Source organism: Dyadobacter sp. CY327 (assembly GCF_021390415.1).
GTDB lineage: Bacteria > Bacteroidota > Bacteroidia > Cytophagales > Spirosomataceae > Dyadobacter > Dyadobacter chenhuakuii.
Genome location: NZ_JAJUXJ010000003.1, coordinates 187,897 through 199,121, shown reverse-complemented (window position 1 = coordinate 199,121; position 11,225 = coordinate 187,897). Strand labels below are relative to the sequence as shown.

The window sequence follows — 11,225 nt, the reverse complement described above, 5'->3', positions numbered from 1 at the left end:
TGGCCCGTGTCTTGTGTGGGGGTGGGGCGTCCCCCCCCCCCCCCCCCCGCCCCCCCCCCCCCCCCCCCCCCCCCCCCCCACCCAACCATTGCTCCGGGTTTCAACCCGGAGATAGAAAGAAAATTAAATCAGAGATTCTTCAATAAGCTTCCAGGTAGTTTTACATGCGCGCTGTCGCCAACTGCCAGATCAAGTGATTTGAAAATGTTGCTGTCGACCTGGAAAGTGCTGCTATCCCGGACTGTTATCTTACTCTTACCAAAGTCATTTTCACGATAAGCGGTAACGATAGCGCCTGAAAGAAAATCTGCACGAAGATCATTGACCTGATTTTCCAGCAGGACCATCGCGCCGCCGATCTGTTTTATATCCAAGTTTTCCTGCTTCATGTTCTTAATCTTGCAGTTGATCGTGTTTGACTCCAAACCCTGCAATGTCGGAACGAAAATGTAGACGGAGGGCAATGTATGCACAATTTGCTGCGGCGACTGGCCGCCTTCGGGAAAGCCTTTTTTATAATTGACGGTCAATGTATCATTGACAACTTTCCAGTCGATGAATTTTTGATCAACTACAAATTTGATCTCAAAATCTTTGCCCTGCGACACCTCGGTTACACCAAAGCCGACGCCTTGTAATCTAACATAGTGAAATGGCTCCAAACTATGTGTGAGGTAGCCCGAATAGGGGTCTTTTCTATCTATTTTATCAAACTGTTTTTTTAAAACAAGGTTGGAGGCAACCATTGCGCTCAGAAACAATGATAGCACGATAATGAGTAGTATGTTACTGGCTTTCATAAGGTATGCTAGTTATTGACAGGGAAATTGTCGGTGACGAACTGGTTATAACGCGTTTGTAATTCTTCCAGGCTAATGTTAAGCAGGTAAAGCGTTTTGAAAACTTCCGGAAGCTCGGATTCCAGAAAACGTTCTTTTTTATAAGCCAATACGCGCGCTTGCGCATCCTCGCTTACCGAATAGCCGATGCCCCTTTTATTGAATATAATTTCTTTGTTCTGCAAGAAATCATACGTCCGCATCACCGTGTTTGGGTTCACTTCCAGCATGCCTCCCAGCTCCCTTACAGACGGAATGCGCTCAGTAGGAGGCCATTTGCCTAGTAAAATCTGCTCGCAGATGTAATCGGCGATTTGCAGGTAAATGGACTGTTTATCTTTAAATTCCATGAATGCGGGGATTAAACTTCCTTCTCTTTAAGGCGTAAATAAGCGATATACCAAATGCTCAGTATAAACAATGTAATAAAGGCCTGGATGGCGTGATAAATGTTCTTTGGGAATTGGATATGAAACGTGTTCAGGCCCCGAAAAACGGTGAAGTTACCATCCTTAAAATACCACATTTGCCAGCTGGTGAAGGGTAATGTGTTCAGTTTCGATGGATAATGCGTCAGATAATGCGCCATACTAAGATGGATCGTAAATACAATGATTACCGAAGCGACAATGAAGGCAGCTGTTTTGACGTAAGATCGTTTTGAGAAATAGATGGATCCTAAAAGCAAAAGGCTGTGTAATATGAAATAGGCAAAGCAGAAATACACTGCCAGATCGAATTTAATGTAAGGATATTTATATCCCCACGAGGGCAGCTTGGCATTGGCAATATCAATCGTCTTGTAATGCAATTGGAAATAAAGAACAAGGAAACTGACGATAAAGAGCAAATTGAAAAACATTGCGCTCAGAAACTTCTCCAAATGCGAGGCTGGTAGCATCAGGCTGCTGATAGAAGTCGGCAGCGAAGCATAGTGCGTCATTGCATTGCTCGTGTAAAAGGAGCTGGCAAAGAGCATTACCATAAACATGGCCATGTAATGCAGGGCTTCATAGGTTCCTACGGGCTTGCTGGACGTAACGATAGGAAGCATCATCGAAAGCAGCAGAATTGTCAGCAGCGTGGCAATCAACAGATAATTTTTGCCTCTTTCAACCAGATCCAGCTTCAAGACGAGCGCAAAACGGTGGATATCAAATGTTTGGTTCATAGCATTAGTTCAGATAGGATAGGAAGAATGGATCGGGTGAGCATTGCCAGCAAAAGCAACAGCATCGTTATAAGGAGCCTGGTCATTGTTTGCCGAAAATTTGTCTGATCCGCTCGGGGTTTCCCAGCACAGCATTGAAGAGATATTCCAGGTCCACACGGCTTTCTTCCAGCTCCGAATTTTCAAAAACCGCTTTATAGCCTTTGAGCGATGGCTCGGAGTAAAGCACGCGGTTGTCGTAATCGATGCTGGGAAGCGTTCCAAAGCACAGTTTTTCGGCTACTGTTTCCAGGCTGTGCTGGATGAGTATCTTGCTGTCTTCCAGGATAATTATCGAGTCAATCAGATTATCCAGGTCACGAACCTGGTGGGTTGAAATCAGAAACAGCCTGTTTTTATCAACATTCATTGAGACCAGTTTGCGGAACTGACTTTTCGAGGGAATGTCCAGACCATTGGTGGGCTCATCCATGATCAAGACTTTGGTGTTGGCAGAGAGCGCAAACGCAATGAGAAACTTTTTCCGCTGGCCATAGGACATGTCAGTCAGCTTGTTACCCAGGGGAATGTCCATTTCTGCAATGTAGCCGTCAAATTGTCCTTCATCGAATTTAGGATAAAACGGAGCGATCATGTCAAGATATTTGCGGATCGTTACCGAGGGCAGGTAAATCTCTTCGGGAAGAAAGAAGACATCCTGCAAAAATGCCGGAAGACGCTTTTTAGGCTCATAACCCACCACATTGATCTGGCCTTGCTGGGGAAAAAGCAAACCGACCATGTTTCTGAGCAGGCTGGATTTGCCGGCGCCATTTCTGCCGAGCAAACCGTAAATGTGCCCGGCTTCCAGGTTAATCGACAAATTTTCAAACAGCTTTTTCTTCTTACTATATCCAAATGTTACACGGTCTAGCTGGATCATTTCAGAATTGTTTAGTGTTCTAGTTAAGTAGTACACTGTAAAAGTAAACATCTGAAATGAGTAAGCAAGGTTTTGTCAGAAAATATTTTGAGATGCGATTGCAGCTGGTGATTCTAGCTGTTGCCCAGCAGTTTTTGGTAATCTGCTTGCGTATCAATGTCGATGCCGCCGCAAGGGAAGGGGACCGGCGTCACGTCGCCGGCAAATTTGGTAATGAGCTTTTTAGCGCCTTCGGCTCCGCTGAGCTTTAAAAGGGAAGGGAAGTATTTGCTGGAAAAAAGAACAGGCGTTCCAAAAGTGTTCTCATAGGCAGAAGCGACAATGCCTGCATTGCCTTCCAATGCTCTATCTATCAAAGCATTAAACAGATCAACAGTAACAAAAGGTTGATCACTGACAGCGAAAATGACGCCTGAAATGCCTGGCTGCGCTGTAATAAGATGCTGAACTCCGGTGACAATGGAAGAGGCCATGCCCGATTCCCAGTCTGGGTTGTAAACTGCATGACAGGAAAGCGAATCAAGCTCTTTTGCAATCAGATCAGCATTTGAGCCAGTCACTACGGTCACGCTTGTGCTTTTTGCGGCAATAGCGGCTTGGGTAACATGGCGGATCAGCGTTTTGTCCTGATAGCGGAGCAGTTGCTTAGGCTCGCCCAGGCGTGAGGAATTGCCGGCGGCAAGAATAATGATCCCGTAACCAGACGTCTCGGCCATACATTTCAGGATTGACTCGTTTGTATTTCGCAAAGAAAATCCTCCCGTGTGGATTTGCGATAGTCCACTTTCTGATCTGTTCGGCTGTGGATGGGCTCGGGCTTTTCACGCAGGGAAATACCTGTTCTTCCATTTAAAACAGCTTTAATTTCAGCAAGCACCGACAATGCTATTTCCTCAGCGGTTTCAGCGCCAACGTCGAGTCCGACAGGACCGAAAATTTTGCTCTTTTGCTGTTCTGTGACTTCAATGCCTTCCTTTCTGAGATCGCCAAACATTTTTTCCAGCTTCTTTTTCGGGCCCAATGCGCCTATATAAATGCATTCTTCAAGCTCAATGAGCTCTTTGAGCAGCGCCAGATCGTAATTGTAATTATGGGTCATCAGCACAAAAAACGTCCGCGCATCTGCATGAATATGCGATAAAACTTCTGATGCCTTTGCCACGATTACCTGATTGGCTCTGGGAAATCGCTGCCTGGTTGCATGCCCGTTCCGGCCGTCGACAACAGTTACGTTCCAACCCAGAATACCAGCCATTTCCGAAAGCGGAATGGTGTCATTTCCAGCGCCAGCGATGATCAGCGCCGGGGCCGGACGCAGATATTCTACGAAACCCGTCAGCTTTTGGCCGTCAAAATCAATTTCTTTAAAAAACGACTCCTGACGCTCCTTGACAAGTGCTGCCTCAGGAAGTAATTGCTCCAAGAGCGCAGGTTGCGAAAGGTTATCCATGGTTACGCGATCCGTTTCCAGATCCAGAAAACAGGTTCCAGGCTGAATGGCCGTGCGGGAATGAAGTGAAAACAGCGTGATTACCACCGCATTCTGCCGTTTTTCAAGCGCTTTTTTAAGTAATGCGATTGGATTAAGCTCGTCGTCGGGGTGAATGGGCTCGAATAGGATGTGAACAATGCCATTGCAGCCCAGCTGAACGCCAAGTGTTGTGTCGTTATCGTCTGTGGTATCGTAGGTTACCAGTTTGTTCTTCTGCTGCGAAATTGCCAGCAGCGCCTTTCTTAATGCGTCTCCTTCCAGGCATCCGCCGCTGATGGCTCCCGTAAGCTGACCATCGTCGGTGACGAGCATACGCGCGCCGGGACGCCGGTAAGAGGAGCCTTCTACATGTACGACGGTTGCCAGCGCTGTTTTCTTGCCAGCATTGACAGCGGATTCGTATGATCTTATAATATCCGTAATTTCTTTCACCCCCTGTGTTCTTTTACTATTTTAGAAATTACTGCAACAGCATGATCTACTTGCTGTTCCGTAGAAAACCTTCCGAAGCTGAACCGGAATGTGTTATGGATCAATTCATTGGAAAGTCCCATCGCTTTCAACACGTAGCTCGGTTCCAATGTAGCCGATGTGCAGGCCGAGCTTCTGGAAAAAGCGATGTCGCTGCCGGCTTCAAAAATCATTTTTTCCCCATCAATATCATGGAAAGAAATGTTGGTTGCGTGCGGCAGGCGCGGGGCGGTGCCCGCATTAATATCTATATGTTGCAATGCCAGTAACTGCTTTTCAAAATGATCGCGTAGCGAGCGGAGCCGAAGACTTTCTGATGCCATTTTTTCAGCACAAATCTCACATGCCTTACCAAAAGCCACAACGCCGGCCACATTAAGGGTGCCGCTGCGCATATTTCGCTCATGGCCGCCACCCTCGATCTGTGCAGTGAGTGTAACGGTGGGGTTTTTCTTGCGTACATAAAGGGCGCCGACTCCCTTGGGTCCATACAGTTTATGGGCGCTGAAAGCCAGCAGATCAATGTCATCTTCCTGCACGTCCACTGGAATTTTACCAACTGCCTGCGTGGCATCCGTAAAAAAGAGAACGCCATGCGCTTTGGCAATCGCGCTGATTGCTTTAATCGGCTGAATGACGCCTGTTTCATTGTTGGCATACATGACAGCGATCAGCAGCGTTTGGGGCGTAATGGCTTTTTCGAGATCATTTAAGTCGACCAGACCATTGGGCTGAATTTCCAGATAGGTAACCGAGCCGCCTTTACGCTCAATGTATTTGCAGGTGTCCAGCACGGCTTTGTGCTCGCTTACCACGGTAATAATATGGCCTTTTTGATCAGGATTATTTTCCCAGACACCCTTTATAGCCAGGTTGGCGGCTTCTGTTGCGCCCGAAGTAAAAACGATTTCCTGCGGATGTGCGCCTATGAGGCTGGCAATATTTTCGCGCGCAATATCTACAGCTTCTTCTGCTTCCCAGCCATAGGAATGCGTGCGGCTGGCTGCATTGCCGAATTTTTCCGAGAAATAAGGAAGCATTTCCTCCAAAACCGCCGGGTCCATCGGAGTGGTTGCATTATTATCCAGGTAAACAGGCAATTTTAAGGTCATGGCAACAGCAGTGAATCTTTATTGGAGAAAACAAAAACCTTGTTTATAGTTCAAATTAAACAAAAACCATCCCAAACTGAGAAACACTTTTTTGAAACTTATTATTTAAATTTGCGTTAACTCTATCATATTAATAGATTATATCGTCCACTTAAATCATCATACATCATGTCACTTCGACTAGGAGATATTGCCCCTGATTTTGAGGCAAACACCACACAAGGCCAGATTAAGTTTCACGAATGGTTAGGAGACAGCTGGGGATTGCTATTCTCTCACCCTGCTGACTTTACGCCGGTTTGCACCACAGAACTTGGCAAGACGGCTCTTTTGCAAGGTGAATTTCAAAAACGTAATGTAAAAGTGCTTGCCGTGAGCGTTGACGACATTGATTCACACAATCGCTGGATTCCCGATATTAACGAGGTTAACAATACAGAGGTCAATTTCCCGATCATTGCCGATGAGGGCCGCAAGGTTGCCGAACTCTACGATATGATCCACCCCAATGCAAGCGAGAAATCTACGGTTAGATCTGTTTTTATTATCGGGCCTGATAAGAAAATCAAGCTTACATTGACTTACCCAGCGTCCACAGGCCGTAATTTCAATGAAATTCTGCGCGTCGTTGACTCACTTCAACTCACTGCCAATTACAGCGTTGCAACGCCTGCCGACTGGAAAGATGGAGATGATGTGATCGTGGTGCCGGCTGTGAGCACAGAGGATGCCGAAAAGAAATTTACCAAAGGTCTCAACATTGTTAAGCCTTACTTGCGTTATACGCCGCAGCCAAATAAGTAAGTGAGCCTGGCTTAAAAAAATAGGATGTCGCATCAAGCGGCATCCTGTTTTTTTGTTATCAAATGCTGTTATCTAAATTAGCTTTCGTTCTCGCTTTCAAGTATTTCTTCGGGCTTGATCATTTCTTCTCCATAATAGATCATATGCCTTGCTCCCTGGTAATAAAACCAGATGGATGCGCCCATGCTGATGTGACTGATGTCATTGTAATTAAACCAGGGCCCGAAACTGAACTTGAGTGCATGCAAGCCGGCAGAAATAGCGCCTAATGCTGTTGCAATGAATATATTAATGCTTCCCGGATCTTTACGCTGTCTGTAAACATAAATCTCAATCAGAAATAGCATCAGGAAAAGACCGTAAAATGCGTGAATTTCAACAACGACAAAGTTCAGGGTGATGAAGGTCAGTGCAAAGAACACGGCCAGCTCTACATAGTTCAACCAGCCCAGGATTAAGCCGCTGCGCTTTTGGAGCAGAGGTTTGATGTGCCAGATCGCTGCGCGTTCAAAGAGCGCTACGGCAATCATGCTGGCAAACCAGCCGGGAATTTTGCCAGGCTGACCCGTTAAATACAGAAATCCATGCCCAAGCACACCGCCGATTGCAGTGGCAATGCCCATGAAAAAGAAAAAATACTGGATTTGTTTGTACATCCTGTGGGCCCTTCCCAATTTCCCAAGATGGACAAATGCATATATGCAGATCACAGTCATCATCAGACTGGAGATTACAGTGGAAGGTTCTAAAATGGTAATTCCAAAAACCTGGATCTGATGAACCTTACTGAAATCAATGGCAACTTCATTCATGAACGGCTGAGTGTTTTAAAATAATCAATCTAACAAAATTATACCACGATTCTGGAATGAATGCACATTTCCCGGTTTATCTCTTATTATTAGTTATATTGACGATATATTTGTAGTGAATAAAACGTTATAATACAGAGGAGTTTTAGCATTTTTTTAATGCTGGGTACGGATCGCTGTATTTACAATTTTAAATGCTATTTCATGAAATGGTCTTTTGTAATTCAACAAAAACTAAAAGCTGCAATGCTTCTTGGAGGCATTATGGCACTTATTATATTGGCCACATTGCTGTCAAGGCGCAATATGGACGGGATTGACAAGTCCTTTTCATCCATTTACCAGGACCGGCTGATCCCTGCAACAACGATCATTTATCTGACAGAAAACCTGTATGGAAAGCGGCTTTCCCTGGAAGAATATTTACTGACCAACGGGACAGGAAATAAAAACGAGATCCGCGTGCAGTTAAGCACGCACAACAAGAACATTGACTCGCTGATCAAAGCTTTCGAGCAAACATATCTGGTTGATGAAGAGGCTAAAAGTCTGACTGCATTTAAGAACGAGGTGCACAGATACACGGCCCTTGAAAAGTCTATTCTTGGCTTGTATAATGCAGGCGCCCAGGAGGAAGGTAAGCGACTTTTCGCTGGCCCGGGAGCCAACACTTTCAAAAACACCATTACCAATCTCAACGAGCTGACAAACATTCAGTCCAGCATTGGAAAGGATCTGATGAAGGAATCTAAAAGTGACATTGCCAGCTTTGGTATTATTTCATTTCTGCAAATCGCGCTCGCCGTTGTTATCGGGCTTATGTTGCTGGTGCTGATCCAGAACTCGTCTATTGTTAACAAGCCGAAGATTTCAGGCCAGAAGAACCAGTATTTTAATCTTAACTAATGAAGGCTATAAACGAAGAAAGGTCAGGATTTCCTGACCTTTCTTCGTTTATCTTGATTTCTTACTGACCAACTTTACGGCCTTTCAGTGTTTCTCTTGAATTTTTAACCTGCTTCAAAAGGTCTTTCTTTACGAACAACCGGGCGCCATTTCCGCCTTGCAGATCGAATGTCCTTTCTTTATAATCAAACTTATTGTTGGGCAGCACGTCCAGGAAATAATTCTGGCCGCTCAAATTAAACTTCATCCCCTTGGTATCTTGCTGGGTATCGTCCCAGGAAACATGAATAACACCGTTGTCTGAGCTCAAAGCTACACCTGGCGTAAAGGGCAGCACATTGATGGTCTGAATGCTCTTACCGTTGCTCATGGTGATCTGCCCTTCGGGATTTACTTTAATGTCATTAGGATCAGAAACCTCACGGCGAATGTTGATTGCCTTGTCGTTGAAAAACTGAACCTTGGCAATTTCAATGTTGGCTGCTTCCAGGTCGCGGCGAAGATCTTCCGTAAACACGGTATAATTAGAGAGAGGGACGGAATTCATTGTGGTGCAAGCTGATACTGCGCTCAATAAGAATACGCCTGCGAAGAGTTTTTTAATAAGATTCATGTTACTAATTGGTGTTCTGAATGAACTGTTTGAATAATTTTAGTTGAGTTGGTTACCGTTCGCAATATTAACAAAAAAGCTAGTCAGTTACCAACCGATTGATTAATGAGGTTGATTTCAGCAATCCTGACAATCTGTCAGCCGACCTGCGATTTAATTGTATTTGGAACGCATATTTGGATTCGGTATTGCAGAGCAGAAAAAACAATTTCTTCAATATTATAAACAAAAACGGCATAACTATGGAATCAGTGATTCAGGAAAAAGGAAACCTCAGCATTCATACCGAGAACATATTTCCGATTATCAAAAAATTCCTTTATTCGGACCACGAAATCTTCTTACGTGAATTAGTATCCAATGCAGTCGACGCTTCTCAGAAAATCAAAAAACTGGCCTCCTATGGCGAGTTCAATGGCGAGCTGGGTGAGCTGAAAGTGGTTGTAAAGCTTGATAAGGAGGCTAAAACAATTACCATCAGCGATAATGGTATTGGTATGACTGCCGATGAGATCAAAAAATATATTAACCAGATCGCATTTTCCGGCGCCACTGAGTTTGTAGAAAAATACAAAGAAAAAGGCGAGGACGGAAAAGGTGACAAAGGCATTATCGGACACTTCGGTCTTGGTTTTTACTCGGCCTATATGGTTGCAGAAAATGTAGAGATCATTACAAAATCTTACAAAGAAGGCTCCGAAGCGGTTCGCTGGGAATGTGACGGTTCTACTGAATTTGAACTGGGCCCGGCTGAAAAAGCAGAGCGCGGTTCGGACATTATCCTGCACATTGCTGCTGATTCCGAGGAATTCCTTGATGAGCACCGTCTGCGTGGCATTCTTGAAAAATATGGTAAGTTTCTGCCAATCCAGATCGAATTCGAAGAAAAGATCATTAATAATCCAAACCCGATCTGGACAAAAAATCCGTCTGATCTGAAAGATGAGGATTATCTGGCCTTCTACAAAGAGCTTTATCCTTTCAGCGAAGATCCGCTTTTCTGGATCCATTTGAATGTGGATTATCCCTTCAATCTGACGGGCGTTTTGTATTTCCCAAAACTCAAAAACGATTTCCAGGGTCAGCGCGAAAAAATTCAGCTTTACAGCCGCCAGGTCTTTATTACCGATGAGGTAAAAGACATTGTTCCGGATTTCCTTCAACTGCTGCACGGGGTGATCGACTCGCCGGATATTCCTTTGAACGTTTCAAGAAGTTACCTGCAAGCCGATGGTAACGTGAAGAAAATCAACGGTTATATCACGCGTAAAGTAGCTGATAAACTGTCAGAGATTTTCAAAAATGACCGCGAAGGTTTCGAGAAAAAATTTGATGATATCGGTCTTTTTGTAAAATACGGAATTATCAGCGATGATAAATTCTATGAAAAAGCCAAGGATTTCTGTCTGGTAAAAAATACAGAAGGCAAGTTCTTTACTTTCGAGGAATACCGCGAGCACGTAAAGGGCAACCAGACTGATAAGAACGACACGCAAGTATGGCTTTATACGACTGACGAGAAAAAGCAGGATGCATTCATCCAGTCTGCGAAAAAGCGCAGCTATGACGTGCTGACATTTACGACGATCATTGATTCGCACTTTATCAATACGCTTGAACAGAAACTTGAAAAAGTGAATGTGAAACGCGTTGATGCCGATACGCTTGACAAGCTTGTTGAAAAGGATGTGACGTTAGAAAGCATTCTTTCCAGCGATGATCAGGATAAAGTCAAAAAGATTTTTGAAGACGTAGCAGGGAGCAAAAGCGTGCATGTTCAGGTAGAGGCCATGCCGGTGGACGAGCTGCCAGTGGTGATCACTTTCCCTGAATTTATGCGCCGTATGACTGATATGCAGGCCACTTCCGGACAGCGTTCTATGTTTGGCGATATGCCTTTGATGTATACTGTTTCATTGAATGCTAATCACCCGGTGATCAGCCGCGTGCTGCAAGCTGAAAACGAAGAAGCCCAAAAGACTTTGGCAAAACAGGTTTTTGACCTTGCATTGCTTTCACAAGGTCTGCTTTCAGGAAGCGATCTTACGCAGTTCATTCAACGCACAGTTTCGACTTTGTAGAC

The 11,225-nt window shown here is 44.7% G+C and carries 12 protein-coding genes; 3 read left to right on the top strand and 9 right to left on the bottom strand.

The window, feature by feature from the left end; translation table 11 throughout:
• Nucleotides 1-128 precede the first annotated feature (128 nt).
• From LZG74_RS11720 to LZG74_RS11690, 7 genes are all read right to left on the bottom strand, one after another.
• Nucleotides 129-800 (bottom strand): hypothetical protein, encoded by a 672-nt coding sequence (locus LZG74_RS11720; RefSeq protein WP_233796765.1) that lies wholly within the window; start codon nucleotides 798-800, stop codon nucleotides 129-131.
• Between the two features lie 8 nt (nucleotides 801-808).
• A complete protein-coding gene (locus LZG74_RS11715; RefSeq protein ID WP_233796764.1) occupies nucleotides 809-1,189 on the bottom strand; it encodes a GntR family transcriptional regulator in 381 nt (126 codons plus the stop codon).
• A gap of 11 nt (nucleotides 1,190-1,200) precedes the next feature.
• Complete coding sequence (locus LZG74_RS11710) at nucleotides 1,201-2,010, bottom strand: hypothetical protein (protein WP_233796763.1); 810 nt, start codon at nucleotides 2,008-2,010, stop codon at nucleotides 1,201-1,203.
• Between the two features lie 82 nt (nucleotides 2,011-2,092).
• The gene (locus LZG74_RS11705) at nucleotides 2,093-2,932 is read right to left on the bottom strand and encodes an ATP-binding cassette domain-containing protein (protein WP_233796762.1); all 840 of its coding nucleotides are present in this window, start codon (nucleotides 2,930-2,932) and stop codon (nucleotides 2,093-2,095) included.
• Between the two features lie 113 nt (nucleotides 2,933-3,045).
• Nucleotides 3,046-3,648, bottom strand: coding sequence for an NTP transferase domain-containing protein (locus LZG74_RS11700; protein ID WP_233796761.1), 603 nt, complete (start codon nucleotides 3,646-3,648; stop codon nucleotides 3,046-3,048).
• Nucleotides 3,649-3,653: 5 nt separating this feature from the next.
• Nucleotides 3,654-4,856 (bottom strand): XdhC family protein, encoded by a 1,203-nt coding sequence (locus LZG74_RS26390; RefSeq protein ID WP_233796760.1) that lies wholly within the window; start codon nucleotides 4,854-4,856, stop codon nucleotides 3,654-3,656.
• Nucleotides 4,853-6,007 carry a cysteine desulfurase family protein gene (locus LZG74_RS11690; protein ID WP_233796759.1) on the bottom strand — a complete coding sequence of 385 codons (1,155 nt, stop codon included), beginning with the start codon at nucleotides 6,005-6,007 and terminating at the stop codon, nucleotides 4,853-4,855. Before LZG74_RS11690 ends, LZG74_RS26390 begins: the two co-directional genes overlap by 4 nt.
• Before the next feature lie 168 nt (nucleotides 6,008-6,175).
• Here LZG74_RS11690 and LZG74_RS11685 point away from each other — a divergent pair, with 168 nt between their 5' ends.
• Nucleotides 6,176-6,811, top strand: a complete 636-nt coding sequence (locus LZG74_RS11685) for a peroxiredoxin (RefSeq protein WP_026632219.1) — start codon at nucleotides 6,176-6,178, stop codon at nucleotides 6,809-6,811.
• A 77-nt stretch (nucleotides 6,812-6,888) separates the two neighbouring features.
• On the opposite strand, the gene LZG74_RS11680 is transcribed toward LZG74_RS11685, so the two are convergent.
• The gene (locus LZG74_RS11680; RefSeq protein ID WP_233796758.1) at nucleotides 6,889-7,623 is read right to left on the bottom strand and encodes a DUF6962 family protein; all 735 of its coding nucleotides are present in this window, start codon (nucleotides 7,621-7,623) and stop codon (nucleotides 6,889-6,891) included.
• 204 nt (nucleotides 7,624-7,827) lie between these two features.
• Here LZG74_RS11680 and LZG74_RS11675 point away from each other — a divergent pair, with 204 nt between their 5' ends.
• On the top strand, nucleotides 7,828-8,529 hold the full coding sequence (locus LZG74_RS11675; RefSeq protein WP_233796757.1) for an MCP four helix bundle domain-containing protein: 702 nt from the start codon (nucleotides 7,828-7,830) through the stop codon (nucleotides 8,527-8,529).
• 61 nt (nucleotides 8,530-8,590) lie between these two features.
• On the opposite strand, the gene LZG74_RS11670 is transcribed toward LZG74_RS11675, so the two are convergent.
• Nucleotides 8,591-9,076: a hypothetical protein gene (locus LZG74_RS11670; RefSeq protein WP_229208269.1), complete on the bottom strand. Its 486-nt coding sequence runs from the start codon at nucleotides 9,074-9,076 to the stop codon at nucleotides 8,591-8,593.
• Between the two features lie 308 nt (nucleotides 9,077-9,384).
• Here LZG74_RS11670 and htpG point away from each other — a divergent pair, with 308 nt between their 5' ends.
• Entirely contained in the window at nucleotides 9,385-11,223 is a 1,839-nt protein-coding gene (gene htpG / locus LZG74_RS11665) for a molecular chaperone HtpG (protein WP_233796756.1), read from the top strand.
• Nucleotides 11,224-11,225 lie beyond the last annotated feature (2 nt).